Origin of the sequence: Micromonospora sp. NPDC049230, assembly GCF_040647875.1 — a bacterium.
Lineage (GTDB): Bacteria > Actinomycetota > Actinomycetes > Mycobacteriales > Micromonosporaceae > Micromonospora.
Map to the genome: position 1 here is coordinate 1 of NZ_JBEZCZ010000026.1, position 16,169 is coordinate 16,169.

Genomic DNA, 16,169 nt, shown 5'->3' on the forward strand with positions numbered 1-16,169 from the left:
AACTCTCGGGGGTAGGGCTTGGGCACAGCGACATCCTTCCAGCCCGCCCACAGGGCAAGCCATCTCAGGTGTCACCTATCGGTGCAGCAGACCCGTGGCCTGACACCGGGCGACACTGCGGGGATGGGGACCCCACCCCCGCAGTGTCGGCGGCCCCGCCGCCGCCGAGAGGGCGGCATCGACGAGTACGTGCGCCGGTCACCACGAGGTGGTGACCGGCGCACGTGTTGTCGGGCTAGCGGTAGCCGGCGCTCACGATGCTGGCCTGCACCGCGGCCTCGGTCGCGTCGGACGGGTAGCCGGCGACCATGGCCCCCTCGTAGAAGGTGCCGGCGCTCAGGTTCGCGCCGCCGTCGGGCTTGCAGCAGTCACCGCCACTGCCCAGGATGATCGCACCCTGCTTCTTCATCGGGCTGTAGCCCGGCGGGAGCGAGCCGTCGTACAGCGTGTAGAGGCTGCCGGACGTGGCGTCGCTGCCCTTCATGGCGAAGCGGGACGTGCCGTTGTTCTTCAGCGTCGCGGTGACGAACTTGCTGGTGAAGGCGCGCTGGTTCGGGTTCCAGCTCTGGCTGCCGCCGGGGAAGAGACCCCACTCCAGGTCCGCCTGCACCCAGGGCCCGCTGCCGGAGCAGCCACCGAACCAGCACTGCTTGCTGAAGTTGATGGCGTCCATGGCACCCGCGGCGTCGGCCTTGCGCGTCGTCTCGCTGTTGCCGTAGTCGAAGCAGCAGCCGCTGTTGACGTGGGTGCCGCTGGTGACCATGTACATGCCCTCGGGGGCGGCGCCGGTCGGCACGCCGGTGAGGTGCCCGTCGCGCCAGTAGCTGTTGCCGGGGTTGATGTAGAGCGAGTACGCCTTGGCGCCGCCCACGCTCAGCGACTCGGTCGTCGCGACCGCCGGCCGGCTCTGCGGGCTGCCCGGGACCACGCTCGACCCCTGGTACCACAGGTCGTTGCCGCGCCCGGACTGGTCGTAGACAACGGTGATCACGCAGGTGGTGCCGGTGCAGAACGAGTCCTGCGTGGCCGCGTTGGCGGTGCCACCCGTGCCGGTCAGCCCGACGTTGCGGGTCGTGTTGTCCGACGAGCGTCGCACCTGGTAGAGGTTGCCGGCGTACGACGCGAAGAGGGCCCTGGTCGTGCTGTGTGCCGCGATGCACGGGGTGCCGCCGGAGGCGTAGATGTCGCACGGGCGCGAGCCGCTCGGCGGCGGGCTGGTCGGCGGTTCGGAGGTCGGCGGTACGGAGGTCGGCGGTGTGTTCGGCGAGGCCCACTGCTGGTTGGCGCCACCGTTGCAGGCCCAGAGGATGATCTTGGTGCCGTTCGCGGTGGCCGCGCCGTTGGCGTCGAGGCAGAGCCCGGACTGCACGCCGGTGATGGTGCCGTTGCTGTTGACGTTCCACTGCTGGTTGTTCTGGCCGTTGCAGTCCCAGATGATCGCCTGGGTGCCGTTGGTGGTGCCCCGGCCGGAGGCGTCCAGGCACTTGTTGCCGTACACCTGGAGTTGCTTGCTCGACGTCCAGGTCCAGGTCTGGCCGGCGGCGCCGTTGCAGTCCCAGAGTTGCGTCTGGGTGCCGTTGGTGGTGCTGGAGTTGGGCACCTCAAGGCAGCGACCGGACGGCGTGCCGACGACCGGGGTGCTCTGCCCCGGCTGGATGGTGGCCGCCGCGGCGGCCTCGGCGGCGAAGGGCGAGCTGGTGGGGTTGGTGCCGACACCGACGCCGACGACGACGAGCACCCCGGCCAGCGCACCGGCCAGGAGGGTCAGACGTCGGACGCGTTGGCGTTTCGGGATGAGGTCGCGGGCTGTTCCTGACCCACTGCGGGACGGGGTTCGCACGAGGTGGCTCCTCGGAGTCGTGGAAGCGCGGGAGATCGTCGACGCGCCACGGGCGGGTGGTGGCGATGGCGAATCGCTGCGAATGGTATGACCTTTGTTCAATTCATGTCAATGAATGCGATGTCCGGTGCCGCGCTGACTGCCGGGGCCGACAGCCAGCGCGTCACCTGCCCCGGGACTACTACCGCCCCAGGAGCCGCCAGGTCTGGTTCAACGAGCCGTTCTGGTTGACCGCCTTGCAGGTCCACTGGAGGACAGTTGCGCCAGCCGCCGTGGAAACGCCGTTGACATCCACACACTTGCCGCTGTGTCGGGCAACCAGCTGGTAGTCGTGCGAGTCGTTGCCCGAGTAGGTCACCCTGCGGAGGGTGAACTGCTGGTTCGAGCTGTTCAGGCAGGTCCGTTGGCTCACGGCGGCACCGTCGGCGGTGGACGCCCCGTTGACCTCGAGGCACTTGCCGCTCTGCTGGTTGACCACGGTGTACGTGTTGGCCACCCCGGCGACCGGGAGGAAGTTCCAGAGCTGCTGGTCGCCGCCGTCGCAGTAGTTCTGCTGTTGGCCGTTGCCGTCGGCGGTGCTCAGGCCGGTGTTGTTGAGGCACTGTTGGGAGTGCTGGGCAACCGCCACCGACTGGAAGCCGCCATCCGACGGGGGCAGCAGGGTGACGGCGTAGGTGTCGGTCTGGTTGGTGTACGGCAGGGTCACTGTGGCGTTGTTGTTGGACACGCCGACCACGCTGTTCGAGACCGTGATCGGCCCCGGCACCGCGCCGCCGCCGTTGTGCGGGATGCGTTGGGTGAGCACCCGGACCTGGTTGTTCTGCACAATGCCACTCGTGGTGTCCAGGCCCTGTAGGTTGACTGTCAGGTTCCCGGTGGTACGACCACCGCCGACCAGGATCTTGGCCACGCCGGCCGCCTTCGTGGCGTACGCGTCGAACGACTGACTGGGGGTGACCCCGGCGATCTGCCCGGTCTGGGAGGCGTAGAAGCGGTAGTTCCACCACTCACCCTTGGGCTGGTGCTGCCCTGCCGAGTTGCGGATCAACAGGTTGCCGAGGTCGTTGTGCAGGCTGCCGCCGCTGGCCCAGTTCGCCCGCAGGCCGTCGGCGCGGGCCCGCTCCAGACGGGCGATGTACCAGGCGCCGTCGGCCGGGTTCTGCTCGTCGGGCGCGCCGTACTCGTTGATCTGGTAGGGACGCGGGTGGGCGATGCCGCGCGGGTCGAGGGTGGCGTTGGCGGCGGCGACGTTCGCGACCGGGTCACCCGGCAGTGAGTGCCAGCTGATGATGTCCGGCACCGTGTTGGTCGAGCGGACGAAGTCCAGGTACTGGTTCCAGAAGGCGTGGTTCGTCGACGGGACGCAGGCACAGCTCGGCCCGACGATGAGCTGACTGGGGAACTCCGTCCGGATGCGCTGGTAGGTGCGACGCCACAGTTCGAGGTACTGCGAGATCGGGCGGTTCCAGAAGATGGTGATGTTGGGTTCGTTCCAGATGTCCCACTGCACGCTCAGCCCGGAGGCCCGGACGTCGCTGATGAGCCGGGTCAGGAAGTTGTCGTAGTCGGTCCAGTTGCCGTTGTCGCCGGGGAAGCGGGAGATCCCGGCGCCGTCGGCGCCCCACAGGTCGTGCGGCAGGATGATGAACTTCCCGCCGAGGGCTGTGGTTCGACGCGCCTGGGCGAGTGTGGAGTTCCATCGACGGTCGTACGTGCCGCCGACCCAGCCACTGCCGGGCAGCTGCGCGCCGCCCGCCCGCATGGCCTGGAACTTGACGTCTCGGTAGAAGTGGTCCGCCGGACCGCTGGCGTTCTCGGTCATGCCGTAGATCCAGCCGGACGCGCGGTAGGTCGGCGTGCCGTTGTCCGTGGCGAAGTTGACGCTTATCGACTCGTTGCCGGCCTGCGCCGGAGGCGCGGCGACGGTGACGGCGGCGGTGGCGGCGAGCAGGCCAACCGCGAGTCGGGCGGCGAGCGCGCGGGCTCGGCCTGACCTGCCGGGGGACGGGGTTTTCACGGGCGGCTCCTTGGTGGGGCGCGGGGGACGCTCTCCGGAGGGCAGCTTGCGAATCGATTCGCACGGATCGTAGGACCAGGAACTGAACGATGTCAATGAAGTGACGACGCGGTGAAGGTGGCGTTTCACAGCGCAACCTTCAGAACCTCCGCGCATCTCTTGACCAGGCGCCAGGGGCGGACCTATCTTCGTGCGAACCGATTTGTCGAATCGGTTCGCCTCATGGTCGGACGGCGTCCGACCCGCGACGGTCAACCCGCACACCCCACCTGACATCGACTGAAGTGAGGCACCACATGACAGGATTCAGTCGTCGACGGCGCCTGGCCGCCGTCGCCGTGATAGCGCTCGCCGCAGTGACAGGCAGTGCCTGCTCGTCGTCCGACGGAGGGTCCGGCGACGGCGGCGGCGCGTACCTCGTCTGGGACCCGTACCCGCAGTTCGCCAACGACTCCGAGTGGGTCGCGCTGCTCAAGAAGTGCGGCACCTCGGCGGGGGCGGCGACTGTCGAGCGGACCGGCTACGACACCACCGACCTGACCAACAAGGCGCTGCTCGCCGCCCAGCAGGGCAACTCGCCGGACGTGCTGATCGTGGACAACCCGGTAATCTCGACACTGGCCGAGGCCGGCGCCCTCACCACCACCGAGGACAACAAGCTCGACGTCTCGGCCATGGCCCCGAACCTGCTCGGCGCCGGTCAGAGCGGGGGCAAGACGTACGGGGTGCCGATCGGGGCGAACACCCTCGCCCTCTACTACAACAAGGACGTGCTGACCGCCGCCGGCGTCGATCCGGCCTCGATCACGGACTGGGCGTCGCTGACCACGGCACTGACCAAGGTCAAGGCCAAGGGGAAGAAGGGCATCACCTTCTCCGCGATCGGCACCGAGGAGGGCAGCTTCCAGTTCCTGCCCTGGTTCTGGGGTTCGGGGGCCCAGCTGACCAGCCTGGACTCGCCGCAGGCGGTGTCCGCGTTGACGCTCTGGACCGACTGGCTCCAGCAGGGCCTCGCCCCCAACTCGGTCATCAACAACACCCAGACCACGAGTTGGCAGGAGTTCGCCACCGGCGACTACGCGTTCGCCGAGAACGGCACCTGGCAGTTGGCCAACGCGGAGAAGCTCGGCTTCTCCTACGGCACCATCGCGATCCCGGCCAACGCGGGCGGCCCGGCACCGGCGCCCACCGGCGGTGAGTTCGTCTCCATCCCGGTGCAGAAGAAGACCGCCAGGTACGAGACGTCGCAGAAGATCGTCGCCTGCCTCACCAACGCCGACAACCTCCTCACCACCGACACCACGCTGTCCTACGTCGCGCCCGTCGCCGCCGTTCAGGATCGGCAGGCGACCGCGGACGCCAAGCTCAAGGTCTGGGTGGAGGCGGTCCGGGCGGCCAAGGGCCGCACCGGCGACAACCTCGGCACGAAGTACCCGAAGATCTCGGAATCCCTGTGGACCGCGGTGCAGGCGGCCCTCAGCGGCGGGAAGTCACCGAAGGACGCGCTGACCGCCGCCCAGGCCGCGACCAGGTAGCCACGCCGAACCGACACCATGCTCCCCACGACACACAGCTCCACTGCCGCAGCGGACCAGGGTGGGGCGGCCAACGCCGCCCCACCCGGGCCTCCCCCGTCCCGCACCCGCCGGCCCAGCCGATGGCTCGCGTGGGCCTTCCTGGCGCCCGTCACCCTCTACCTGTCGGCCTTCTACGCCTACCCGCTCTACCGCAATCTCGACCTGAGCCTGCGCGAGTACACGGTCCGTTCGTTCGTGCAGGGCGGTGCGCCGTTCGCCGGCTTCGACAACTACCGGACGGTCCTGACCGATCCGGCGTTCGGATCGACCCTGGCGCACACCCTGATCTTCACTGGCACGTCGCTCATCTTCCAGTTCAGCATCGGCATGGCGCTGGCGCTCTTCTTCCACCAGCACTTCCCGCTGTCCCGCACGTTGCGGGCGTTGTTCCTCGTACCGTGGCTGCTGCCGCTCATCGTCTCGGCCTCGACCTGGTCGTGGCTCCTCAACAGCGATTCGGGGCTGGTAAACGCGGCGCTCGGTGTGGTGGGGATCGACCAGGTCAACTGGCTCACCTCGCCGGGTTGGTCACTCACCTCGGTGATCATCGCCAACATCTGGATCGGCATCCCGTTCAACCTGGTGGTCCTCTACAGCGGGCTACAGGCGATCCCGGTCGAGATGTACGAGGCGTCCGCGCTGGACGGCGCGTCGAGCTGGCAACGGTTCTGGGGGATCACCTTCCCGCTGCTGCGCCCCGTCTCCGCGATCACGCTGCTGCTGGGGCTGGTCTACACGCTGAAGGTCTTCGACATCATCTGGATCATGACCAAGGGTGGGCCGAGCGACTCCTCCGCCACGCTCGCGACCTGGTCCTACCGACTCGGCTTCGGCAACCTGCTGCCCGAGTTCGGTCCGGGTGCGGCAGTCGGCAACCTGCTCATCGTGATGGCCCTGGTCGCCGGGCTCGTCTACATCAGGATCCAGCGGAGGCAGAACCTGTCATGACCACCTCCACACCTCGGGTCCTGTGGAAGACCGCAGTCGGCCTGGTGCTGACCGGGCTGATGCTCTTCCCCGTCTACTGGATGATCAACGTGTCGTTCACCCGGGACCAGGACATGCGGGCCAGCCCGCCGCACCTGTTCCCGACCAACGGCACGCTGGACGGCTACCGGGCCGTCCTCGACCAACAGTTGCCGTACCTCGGCACCAGCTTCCTGGTCGGTCTCGGCACTGTGGTGCTCACCGTGGCGCTGGCCGCTCCCGCCGGATACGCGCTGGCGAAGCTGCGGCCACCCGGCGGCACCGCACTGAGCTTCGTCCTGCTGATCGCGCAGATGATCCCGGGCATCATCATGGCGATGGGCTTCTACGCCATCTATCTCAGTCTCGGCATCCTCAACACGCTGCCCGGCCTGATCCTGGCCGACTCGACACTGGCGGTGCCGTTCGGTGTGCTGATCTTCACGGCCTTCATGTCCGGAATTCCCGACGAACTGCTCCAGGCCGCCGTCGTCGACGGGGCCAGCCGGCTGCGGACCTTCTGGTCGGTCGTGCTCCCGATCAGCCGCAACTCGATCGTCACGGTGTCGCTGTTCGCGTTCCTGTGGTCGTGGTCGGACTTCATCTTCGCCTCGACACTCGCCGGCGGCGGCGACCAGCAACCCATCACCCTCGGCATCTACCACTACATCGGCAACAACAACCAGCAGTGGAACGCCATCATGGCCACCGCTGTCGTCGCCTCCATCCCCGCAGCGGTGCTGCTCATCCTGGCCCAGCGCTACGTCTCGATGGGCGTGACCGCCGGCGCCGTCAAGGACTGACCACCCGCAGCACAGAAAGGCACCCGCCACCCATGACCGTCGTCCCGTCCGGTCCGGAGTTCCCCGTCCAGGACATCCCGTTCAGCTACCGAGGATCCTGGTTCAACATCTCCCCGGTGGTAGCCGAGAAGACGTACGCCGACGATCTGCACCTGGTCTCCCACCAGACCGGGCTCCACGCCGTGCTCCGGCTCTCCCCGGCGGTCGCCGACACCACCGTCGTCGCCACACCCGCGCTGCTGACCTGGCGAAACGGCACCGACCGGATCGAGGCGGTGTACGACGGGCCGGACACCCTGCGGATCCGGGGCCGACGGCTCGGCCTGCGGGTCGCCGCGGCCGCCGCCACCCTCACCCCGTTCAGCGGCACCTACCTCTACCACGACCCGGTCGACGGTTCCCACGTGTTCACCTCGTACGAGACCGGGCGCCGCTACCGGATCACCGTGCTCTCCGGTGCGCTTGAGCGCACCGACGGTGTCGAGGCGCTCGGCACCGCGGACCGGTCCGTCGACCTCCCCGGTGACCAGCCGTGGGAGATCGCGATCGAGGAGTACGCCACCGCCCGCCGCCCGTACGTCGGATCCGTCACCTTCGACCAGCTGTGCCGCGACCGGGCCGCCGAGTTCACCGCCTTCGTCGACGCGGTCGCACCGTGGCGCGGTGCGGAGACCCCGGCCGCCGAGTTGGCCGCCTACGTCCTGTGGTCGGCCACCGTCGGCCCGGCGGGCTTCGTCACCCGACCCGCGGTCCTGATGTCCAAGCACTGGATGGACAAGGTGTGGAGCTGGGACCACTGCTTCAACGCGATCGCCCTGGCCGCCGGCGAGCCGGAGCTGGCGTGGCACCAGTTCCAGCTGCCCTTCGACCACCAGGACGAGGCCGGCGCGCTCCCCGACTCGGTCACGCACTCCGAGGTCCTGCACAACTACGTCAAGCCTCCCATCCACGGTTGGGCGCTCCACCACCTGCGTCGACGCCTTCCCCAGCCGCTGGACCGGGCGGCACTGGCGCAGACGTACGACCGGCTGGCCCGCTGGACCCGGTTCTGGCTCGACGCCCGTCGGGCCCCCGGCCAGGAGCTGCCCCACTACCAGCACGGCAACGACAGCGGTTGGGACAACGCGACCACCTTCGACGGCAACCGGGTCCTCCAGACGGCCGACCTCGCCGGCTTCCTGGTGTCCCAGCTTCGCTGCCTGGCCGCCCTCGCCACCGAGCTGGGTGAGCCCGCCGACACGTGGTCCCGGGAGGCCGACCGGGTCCATGGCGCCATGCTGCGGGACCTGTGGGACGGCGAACGCTTCGCCGCCCGCAACCCGCACACCGGCCAGCGGCGGACGAGTCGGAGCCTGCTCGACCTGATGCCCGTCGCGCTCGGGGCCGACCTACCCGCCCCGGTCGCCGTCGCCCTGGCCCGGGGTGTCGAAACCCACCTGACCACGCACGGGTTGGCCACCGAGCCGGTCGACTCGGCGCACTATCTCGCCGACGGCTACTGGCGTGGCCCGATCTGGGCGCCCTCCACAGTGCTGGTCGAGGACGGTCTGCGGCGGGCCGGGCAGACCAGGGTCGCCGACGAGATCAGCCGACGTTTCCTCGCGCTGTGTGAGAAGTCCGGGTTCGCGGAGAACTTCGACGCCGAGACCGGGGCCGGGCTCCGGGACCGCGCCTACACCTGGACCGCCAGCAGCTATCTCATTCTCGCCGCCGGTCAGGAGGAACGGCGGGTCACGAGGGGGTAGCCCGCACCGGACCGGTGCTGGAGCGCAACGAGATGGGCGGGCTGTACAGCCGGTGTCGTGGCACGGCGCCCGGGGCGGCGATGCTCTCCAGCAGCAGCGACACCGCCTCGGCGCCCATCTCGACCATCGGGACGTCCGCGGCGGTCAACGGCGGGCGGAAATCCTCAGCCCAGTGCTGGGCGGCGACGCCGGTGACGGAGAAGTCGCGCGGCACGGACAGACCGGCGCTGGTCAGCGCGCGCTGCATGCCGGGCAGGGCGGCCTCGTTGATGGTGGCGACGGCCGTGACGTCGGGATGTGTCACGAGCAGCTGTTCCACGCACGCCTCGCCGGAGGCCGTGTCGTCGCCGCAGCAGACCTCCACGCCGGTCAGCCCCCGGTCGGCCGCCGCCGCCCGGAAACCGGTGAGTGCCCGATGGCTGGGCCCGTAACCCGCTGCCACCAACTCGGCGGAACGGTTGACCAGGGCCACGTGCCGGTGCCCCAGGTCGGCCAGGTGGTGCACGCAGCGGGCGATCAGCCCGGAATAGTCGATGTCGATCCAGCTCATGCCGTGCGGCTCGGCGATCCGCCCGATCGTGACGAACGGCAGACCGGTCTTGGTCAGGCGGGTCACCCGGTCGTCCTCCAGGCGGATCTCCATCAGGACCACCCCGTCCACCCGGCGCCCGGTGACGATCCGCTCGAACGACCGGTCGTGGTCGCCCCCGGACGGGGACAGCAGCACGTCGAGGTCGTGGCGCGCGGCTGCCTCGACGACGCTGGCGACGAAGCCCAACTGCATGTCGGTCAACCGCTGGCTGGCCGGGGGGATCACCAGCCCGAGGGTGCGGGTGCGTCCCTCCTTGAGCGCGCGGGCGCTGGCGTTCGGTCGGTAGTCCAGCTCGTCGATGACCGCCTGGATCCGCTGCCGGGTCCCCTCCGAGACGGTCCGCTTCCCGCTCAGGACGTAGGAGACGGTGCTGCGGGACACCCCCGCCCGGCGGGCGATCTCCCCGATGTTCATGCCGCGCCCTCGAATCGATTCTTGCCCCGACACGGGCACGCACCATCTTTTCCCTGACGAGCATATCCGTCCGGAAACTCGAACCCGCGTCGGCAAGTTCGGCGGCCAGCGGGGCGGACGACCGACGGTGGCGCGACGAATGGACGGGCATTAATGTGAACAGGTATGACGTGTGACGTCGGTCTGGGTCGGTAGCAAGGCTCGAACCACCGCCGCCCACGGCACCAACCGTATCGAACTGGATCGGTTCGGCAACACAGGCTCACCCCGCCACTACCGCGCTCCACCACACCGCCGAGAGGATCCGATGAATGTGAAGAGACGACTGAGTCGTCTGCTCGCCGCTACGGGAACCCTGCTGGTTCTCGCTGGCGGCGCCAGCATCTACGTGGTCTCGGACGCGCCGGGTGTCGCCCGCGCCGCCGGCACGGGACCGTGCGACATCTACGCCTCGGGGGGCACCCCGTGCGTGGCCGCGCACAGCACCACCCGCGCGCTGTACGGCGCATACAACGGCCCGCTCTACCAGGTCCGACGCTCGTCGGACAACACCACCCGCGATATCGGCGTGCAGAGTGCCGGAGGCTACGTCGACGCCGCTACCCAGGACACGTTCTGCGCCAACACCAACTGCGTCATCACCATCCTCTACGACCAGTCCGGCCGCAACAACCGCCTCACCCAGGCACCTCCCGGCTACTGGCCCGGCCCCTTGCCCGGTGGATGGGACAACCTGGCCGACGCGAAGGCGGCCCCGATCACCATCGGTGGCCAGAAGGCCTACGGCGTCTACATCGCGCCCGGCACCGGCTACCGCAACAACAACACCAACGGCGTCGCCACCGGCGACCAGCCCGAGGGCATCTACGCCGTCGTCGACGGCACGCACTACAACCAGTGGTGCTGCTTCGACTACGGCAACGCGCAGACGGACGGCCAGGCCGACGAGCGCGCGATCATGGAGACCGTCTACTTCGGCGCCAACAAGCAGTGGGGCTACGGGGCGGGAGCCGGCCCCTGGATCATGGCCGACCTGGAGTGGGGTCTGTTCTCCGGCGTGAACGCCGGGTACAACAACATCGCGCCGATCAACCACCGCTTCGTGACCGCCATGGTCAAGGGCGAACCGAACCACTGGGCGATCCGGGGCGGAAGCGCCCAGTCGGGCGGTCTGACCACCTACTTCGACGGGCGTCGCCCCAACGGCTACCACCCGATGAAGAAGGAGGGCGCCATCCTCCTCGGCATCGGCGGCGACAACAGCGTCACCGGTCGGGGCACCTTCTTCGAGGGTGTGTTGACCTCCGGCTACCCGACCGCGGCGACCGAGGACGCGGTGCAGGCCAACATCGCCGCCGCCGGGTACGCGCCGTCCGGTGGCGGTAACCCGACACAGGGCGTCCAGCTCGTCGGTGCCCAGTCCAACCGCTGCGTCGACGTGCCGAACGGCACCACCACCAACGGCACCCAGGTCCAACTCTGGGACTGCATCAGCAACAGCACCGCCCAGCGCTGGACCCACACCGCCGGCAAACAACTCCAGGTGTACGGCAACAAGTGCCTCGACGCCAGCGGCCAGGGCACCGCCAACGGCACCCAGGCCATCATCTGGGACTGCCACAGCGGCACCAACCAACAGTGGAACATCAACTCCAACGGCACCATCACCGGCGTCCAGTCCGGGCTCTGCCTCGACGCCAGCAGCGCTGGGACCGCGAACGGCACCAAGCTCCTGCTCTGGGCCTGCAACGGGCAACAGAACCAGCGCTGGTCCACCCGCAGCTGATCCGTACCACCACCTGACCGGCGGTGCCGCCTCCGCGAGTTTCGCGCAGGCGGCACCGCCGGCGGCGTTGCCCCTGTGAAGCGGGCGCTAGCGCAGCCAGCGGAGCGCGGCGTCGGCTGTGTCCTCGGGGTTGCTGTTGAAGGCGATGGCCGCGCCGGGAGCATGCTGCCGGACGAGGTTTACCACCTTCTCGAAGAGCACGAGCAGTGACTCGTGCTTGCGGATGCCGCCGCCGACGACCACGCAGGCGTAATCTCCGCCGGTCAGCGCCTCGACGATTGCCCTCTCTGCGCTCTCGTCCGGCATCACCTGGCACAGGTCGGCCGCGATGCCGAGATCGTCGAAGCGGGCCTGACCGCGTGCTATCGCCGCCACGACCGGCGCCGGGTCCCAGTCCGTAAGCCTGGTCGGATCGATACCGATCACCAACACGCGTCCACGTGTCATGTGTTTCCACCTCTCTCGAAGCTGCGATGATCTCTCGGTCGTCGGATCGAGAATGTCGTCGCGGCTGTCGATCCGGAGCCCTGCTGGCTCGTCGTCAGAGTAGGGGCCACCACCGACGGGGCCAACACACGATGGGATACCGGACATGGCCAAGTACATGATCCTCATCTACGGCGACGCGCAGCAGTGGGACGCGATGACCGAAGAGCAGTGGAAGGCGCACGACGCCGCGCACGTGGCGTTCGTGGCCGAGGCCGGCGCGCGGATCCTCGGCGGGCAGCAGCTGGAACCGGCGCCCACTGCCACCTCGCTGCGCGCGGACGCACTCGGCCAGCTCGACACGACCGACGGCCCGTTCCTGGAGACCAAGGAGGCGCTGGGCGGCTACTACCTGCTGGAGGCGACAGACCTGGACGAGGTGCTGTCTCTGGCGGCACTGCTGCCCGAGGTGCGCGCGGCACACAGCGGTGTGGAGATCCGTCCGGTGGTCGACCACTGATGAACGACACTGTCGTCGCGGCGGTCGCCCAGGCGCACCGCCGCGACTGGGCCCAGGTGCTCAGCACCACCGCCCAGCTGACCCGCGACCTCGATCTCGCCGAGGAGTGCACCCAGGACGCGTTCGCGCAGGCCCTGGAGACCTGGGCCGAGAGTGGCATTCCCGACCGGCCGGGCGCCTGGCTCACCACCATCGCTCGCAACCGGGCGCGGGATGTCCTGCGCCGCGAGTCGGTGTTCCGGCGCAAGATGCCACTGCTCGTCGCGGACGAGACGATGCCGGGCCCCGATGATGGCCTGGTCGACGATCGGCTGCGCCTCATCTTCACCTGTGTGCACCCAGCGTTGTCCAGGCAGGCACGGGTCGCGCTGACCCTGCGCCTGGTGTGCGGGCTGTCCACCCCGGAGGTGGCGCGGGCGTTCCTGGTGCCGCCGACCACAATGGCCGCGCGGATCACCCGGGCCAAGAGGAAGATCGCCGCGGCCCGTATCCCGTACCGGGTACCGGGCCCGGACCAACTCGGTGAGCGGGTCGGCGCCGTACTCGATGTCGTCCATCTCATCTTCACCACCGGCCACACCGCACCGGTGGGCGCGCACCTGGTGCGGCAGGACCTGGTGGACTGCGCGATCGGTCTGGCCCGCATGCTGCACCTGCTCATGCCAACCGACGCGGAGATCAGCGCCCTGCTGGCACTGCTGCTGCTCACCACGGCACGCCAGGACACCCGCCTGTCCGCCGACGGGCGGCTGGTGCTGCTGTCCGAGCAGGACCGCACCCGCTGGGACCGGCAGCTCATCGGCGAGGGCCTGTCGCTGTTGACCGAGTCGCTGCGCCGACGGCCACCGACCCGGTACGCCCTGGAGGCCGCGATAGCCGCAGTGCACGTCGAGGCGCCAACCTGGCAGGGCACCGACTGGAACCAGATCGTCGGGCTCTACGACACCCTGCTCCGGCTGTGGCCGTCGCCAGTCGTCGGCCTCAATCGCGCCGTCGCGATCGGGCTGCGCGACGGCCCCGAGGCCGGACTCGACGCGCTCACGCCGATGCTCGCCGACCCGGCCCTGGCCACCTACGGATATCTGAGCGCGGCCCGCGCCGACTTCCTGCGCCAGCTGAGGCGGTGGCCCCAGGCCGTGACGGCCTACGAGGAGGCGCTGACCCTCACCGACAACGACGTGGAGCGTGCCTTCCTCGTCGAGCGGTTGGCGGACGTACGGCGGCAGCACTGATCGTCAGCGACACCTCGGCGGCGGCCGGCGGCTTCAGGTATCCCGGCCTTCCCGCGCCGCCGCGCCTCGGCCGGGCACGGCGGCGACCGCGGCCATCCCCAGCAGCAGAGCCGGGAGGACGAACCAGAGACCGACGCCCAGGCCCAGGAGGAGCGCCCACAGCAGCAGCACCACCGCCGAGATCGTCGTGGTGATGCCGACCGCGCGGTGGGTCAGGTCGGCGACGAGGGGACACCCGGCCGCGACCACCGGCACACCCAGCAGATAGCTGGCCGCACCGCCACTGTCGTCGATGGTGAACGGCAGCAGCGCGATGACGATCCAGGCGGTGGCCGCGACCGCGAGGATCCTCAGCAGCAGACCAACGGAACCGGATGCCGTACCGCGCCTGCGTAGTCTCACGAGCGCCGCCGCGACGATGAAGAGCGCGACAAGGCCGCCGGCCAGGGTAGCCACGTTCATTGCGACTCCTCGCTCCCTGGCCACCTTCGGCCTGTGGTGGGGGTGTGCCCTCGAACGGTTGAGCAACACATCGATGACATGCTATCTTTCCGGCGCGGGAGCGCAGGGCACGCTTCCCCGCACCCAGCCGATCGACATCGGCACGCCGAGGGCGACGCCCTCCGGCCGCCCCTGCCAGTCGGTGACCAGTCCGGGCCGCTCCGCCGATGCCAGGCGACCGCGGGCGGTTGCCGGACGACCTCGGTCCGGCTGCGTACCCCCAGCTTCCCACGCCCGTCGCGGCGGACACCCGGCAGCGACGGTACGGCCCCGCACGCCACACCGGCCGGCAACCGTCATCCACATCCCCGGTGTCATCACGGGCGCGGCCGGCGGTCGCCGGAGCCGGTCCCGCACCACCAACAGTGGCAAGGAGTCACGCAATGGCGAAGCATAGACAGCTCTTATCGTTCATCGCGGGCGCGGCGGTCCTCCTCGCGGCGGCCGCCGGCGGCGTGCTCAACGGCGGCCTCCGACCAGAAGCGGTGGCCGCGACGAACGGCACGCTCGCGGCGACCGCCGGCTGCGGCAAGGCCCCCACGCTCACCAACGGGACACGCACCATCCAGAGCAGCGGCCAGAGCCGCACCTACATCCTCCGGATCCCGGACGGGTACGACAGAAACAAGCCCTACCGGCTGATCTTCGGCTTCCACTGGCTGAACGGCTCGGCCAACAACGTCGCCTCGGCCGGCTACTACGGGCTCGCGCCGCTGTCGAACAACACCGCGATCTTCGTCGCACCCCAGGGCATCAACGCCGGTTGGGCCAACACCAACGGTCGGGACCTGACCCTCTTCGACGACATCTCCCGGCAGGTCGAGAACGACCTCTGCGTCGACACGACCCAACGCTTCGCTCTGGGCTGGAGCTACGGCGGCGCGATGAGCTACGCCGTGGCCTGCGCCCGACCAACAGTCATCCGCGCGGTCGCCGTCCTGTCCGGCGCCAATCTCAGCGGTTGCAACGGTGGCACCCAGCCCGTCCCCTACTTCGGCATCCACGGCATCTACGACAGCGTGCTGAACATCTCGCAGGGCCGGTCACTACGGGACACGTTCGTCAGGAACAACGGCTGCACCGCACAGAGCCCCCGCGAACCGAGCCGGGGCAGCGGCACCCACATCACCACCACCTACGCGGGCTGCCGAGCCGGCTATCCCGTGCAGTGGGCCGCGTTCGACGGAGACCACACACCGAGCCCAGTCGACGGGGCCGGCCCGAACGACTCCAGGACCTGGACCTCGGGGGAGATCTGGAGATTCTTCAGCCAGTTCCAGTCCACCACTCCCCCCACGACCCCTCCGCCGACCACGCCCCCACCCACCACGCCGCCCCCGACCACCCCGCCCCCGACCACGCCCCCGCCGACCGGGGAGCCGGGCAGCTGCGCCGCCACCTACCGCATGGTCAACAACTGGCCCGGCGGCTTCCAGGGTGAGGTAACGATCACCAACAACACCGCCGCCACCGTCAACGGCTGGACCGTCGGCCTGACCCTGGCCAGTGGCCAGGCCATCAGCAGCCTCTGGGGCGGCACCAACACCGGCACCACCGGCAACGTCGCGGTCCGGAACGCCGCCTACAACGGCACGTTGGCCCCGAACGCGTCGACCACCTTCGGGTTCACCGCCACCGGCGACAGCGCCACCCCGCCCGCCACCACCTGCACCAGCCCCTGAGCAGGGGCAAAAGCGGAGGCCCGGAGCCACTGGCTCCGGGCCTCCGGCTCGTCTACCGACCCTGCCCC

At 69.4% G+C, this 16,169-nt stretch carries 13 protein-coding genes; 8 read left to right on the forward strand and 5 right to left on the reverse strand.

Annotated elements, in window-relative coordinates; translation table 11 throughout:
* Nucleotides 1-235 precede the first annotated feature (235 nt).
* Complete coding sequence (locus tag AB0A95_RS21175; protein ID WP_357557473.1) at nt 236-1,840, reverse strand: arabinofuranosidase catalytic domain-containing protein; 1,605 nt, start codon at nt 1,838-1,840, stop codon at nt 236-238.
* Nucleotides 1,841-2,021: 181 nt separating this feature from the next.
* Nucleotides 2,022-3,857 carry an RICIN domain-containing protein gene (locus AB0A95_RS21180; RefSeq protein ID WP_357557474.1) on the reverse strand — a complete coding sequence of 612 codons (1,836 nt, stop codon included), beginning with the start codon at nt 3,855-3,857 and terminating at the stop codon, nt 2,022-2,024.
* 296 nt (nt 3,858-4,153) lie between these two features.
* On the opposite strand from AB0A95_RS21180, the gene AB0A95_RS21185 reads away from it, so the two are divergent.
* From AB0A95_RS21185 to AB0A95_RS21200, 4 genes are read left to right on the forward strand one after another with little or no spacing between them, the layout of a single operon-like run.
* A complete protein-coding gene (locus AB0A95_RS21185) occupies nt 4,154-5,392 on the forward strand; it encodes an extracellular solute-binding protein (RefSeq protein ID WP_357557475.1) in 1,239 nt (412 codons plus the stop codon).
* Nucleotides 5,393-5,410: 18 nt separating this feature from the next.
* Nucleotides 5,411-6,382, forward strand: coding sequence for a sugar ABC transporter permease (locus AB0A95_RS21190; RefSeq protein ID WP_357557476.1), 972 nt, complete (start codon nt 5,411-5,413; stop codon nt 6,380-6,382).
* Nucleotides 6,379-7,203 carry a carbohydrate ABC transporter permease gene (locus AB0A95_RS21195; RefSeq protein ID WP_357557477.1) on the forward strand — a complete coding sequence of 275 codons (825 nt, stop codon included), beginning with the start codon at nt 6,379-6,381 and terminating at the stop codon, nt 7,201-7,203. The genes AB0A95_RS21190 and AB0A95_RS21195 overlap by 4 nt, the downstream gene beginning before the upstream one ends.
* A 32-nt stretch (nt 7,204-7,235) precedes the next feature.
* On the forward strand, nt 7,236-8,948 hold the full coding sequence (locus tag AB0A95_RS21200) for a trehalase family glycosidase (protein ID WP_357557478.1): 1,713 nt from the start codon (nt 7,236-7,238) through the stop codon (nt 8,946-8,948).
* On the opposite strand, the gene AB0A95_RS21205 is transcribed toward AB0A95_RS21200, so the two are convergent.
* Nucleotides 8,935-9,954, reverse strand: coding sequence for a LacI family DNA-binding transcriptional regulator (locus AB0A95_RS21205; protein ID WP_357557479.1), 1,020 nt, complete (start codon nt 9,952-9,954; stop codon nt 8,935-8,937). The genes AB0A95_RS21200 and AB0A95_RS21205 overlap by 14 nt on opposite strands.
* A 307-nt stretch (nt 9,955-10,261) precedes the next feature.
* Between AB0A95_RS21205 and AB0A95_RS21210 the strand changes: the two genes are divergently transcribed.
* Nucleotides 10,262-11,740, forward strand: a complete 1,479-nt coding sequence (locus tag AB0A95_RS21210) for an arabinofuranosidase catalytic domain-containing protein (RefSeq protein WP_357557480.1) — start codon at nt 10,262-10,264, stop codon at nt 11,738-11,740.
* A gap of 87 nt (nt 11,741-11,827) precedes the next feature.
* On the opposite strand, the gene AB0A95_RS21215 is transcribed toward AB0A95_RS21210, so the two are convergent.
* Entirely contained in the window at nt 11,828-12,172 is a 345-nt protein-coding gene (locus tag AB0A95_RS21215) for a hypothetical protein (protein ID WP_357557574.1), read from the reverse strand.
* Nucleotides 12,173-12,332: 160 nt separating this feature from the next.
* On the opposite strand from AB0A95_RS21215, the gene AB0A95_RS21220 reads away from it, so the two are divergent.
* Both AB0A95_RS21220 and AB0A95_RS21225 read left to right on the forward strand, forming a co-directional pair.
* A complete protein-coding gene (locus AB0A95_RS21220) occupies nt 12,333-12,686 on the forward strand; it encodes a YciI family protein (protein ID WP_357557481.1) in 354 nt (117 codons plus the stop codon).
* Nucleotides 12,686-13,918, forward strand: a complete 1,233-nt coding sequence (locus tag AB0A95_RS21225; RefSeq protein WP_357557482.1) for a sigma-70 family RNA polymerase sigma factor — start codon at nt 12,686-12,688, stop codon at nt 13,916-13,918. The genes AB0A95_RS21220 and AB0A95_RS21225 overlap by 1 nt, the downstream gene beginning before the upstream one ends.
* Before the next feature lie 33 nt (nt 13,919-13,951).
* Here AB0A95_RS21225 and AB0A95_RS21230 read toward each other — a convergent pair whose 3' ends face one another.
* Nucleotides 13,952-14,380: a hypothetical protein gene (locus AB0A95_RS21230; protein ID WP_357557483.1), complete on the reverse strand. Its 429-nt coding sequence runs from the start codon at nt 14,378-14,380 to the stop codon at nt 13,952-13,954.
* Between the two features lie 422 nt (nt 14,381-14,802).
* On the opposite strand from AB0A95_RS21230, the gene AB0A95_RS21235 reads away from it, so the two are divergent.
* The gene (locus AB0A95_RS21235; protein ID WP_357557484.1) at nt 14,803-16,101 is read left to right on the forward strand and encodes a cellulose binding domain-containing protein; all 1,299 of its coding nucleotides are present in this window, start codon (nt 14,803-14,805) and stop codon (nt 16,099-16,101) included.
* Nucleotides 16,102-16,169: the final 68 nt, after the last annotated feature.

Excerpts from the sequence above, each read along its gene's own strand:
- AB0A95_RS21185 (WP_357557475.1), top strand. The coding sequence starts at position 4,154 with ATGACAGGATTCAGTCGTCGACGGCGCCTGGCCGCCGTCGCCGTGATA.
- AB0A95_RS21190 (WP_357557476.1), top strand. The coding sequence starts at position 5,411 with ATGCTCCCCACGACACACAGCTCCACTGCCGCAGCGGACCAGGGTGGG.
- AB0A95_RS21195 (WP_357557477.1), top strand. The coding sequence starts at position 6,379 with ATGACCACCTCCACACCTCGGGTCCTGTGGAAGACCGCAGTCGGCCTG.
- AB0A95_RS21200 (WP_357557478.1), top strand. The coding sequence starts at position 7,236 with ATGACCGTCGTCCCGTCCGGTCCGGAGTTCCCCGTCCAGGACATCCCG.
- AB0A95_RS21205 (WP_357557479.1), bottom strand. The coding sequence starts at position 9,954 with ATGAACATCGGGGAGATCGCCCGCCGGGCGGGGGTGTCCCGCAGCACC.
- AB0A95_RS21210 (WP_357557480.1), top strand. The coding sequence starts at position 10,262 with ATGAATGTGAAGAGACGACTGAGTCGTCTGCTCGCCGCTACGGGAACC.
- AB0A95_RS21220 (WP_357557481.1), top strand. The coding sequence starts at position 12,333 with ATGGCCAAGTACATGATCCTCATCTACGGCGACGCGCAGCAGTGGGAC.
- AB0A95_RS21225 (WP_357557482.1), top strand. The coding sequence starts at position 12,686 with ATGAACGACACTGTCGTCGCGGCGGTCGCCCAGGCGCACCGCCGCGAC.
- AB0A95_RS21230 (WP_357557483.1), bottom strand. The coding sequence starts at position 14,380 with ATGAACGTGGCTACCCTGGCCGGCGGCCTTGTCGCGCTCTTCATCGTC.
- AB0A95_RS21235 (WP_357557484.1), top strand. The coding sequence starts at position 14,803 with ATGGCGAAGCATAGACAGCTCTTATCGTTCATCGCGGGCGCGGCGGTC.